The following is a 203-nucleotide window of genomic DNA, read 5'->3' on the forward strand; positions in this document are numbered from 1 at the left end:
CGACGCCGATGCCGTCGCGGGCGCTGACCGGGACCACCTTGACCGCACCGAGGCCGTCGAGCGCCAGCAGTCGCTTGACGTCGTCGACCATGCCCTGGCGCTTCTCCGGGGCGATCGTGTCGATGTGGTTGAGCACGACCAGCATCACGCCGGCATGGGTCCGGTAGGGCGCCAGGTAGCGGTCGTGCAGGGCGGCGTCGGCG

Annotated in this window: 1 pseudogene; it reads right to left on the reverse strand. The window is 71.4% G+C overall.

Annotated elements, in window-relative coordinates:
- Positions 1–203: pseudogene (locus F0U47_RS21465) on the reverse strand (ABC transporter); the annotation flags it as partial.

This window comes from Nocardioides antri (assembly GCF_008373765.1).
Lineage (GTDB): Bacteria > Actinomycetota > Actinomycetes > Propionibacteriales > Nocardioidaceae > Nocardioides > Nocardioides antri.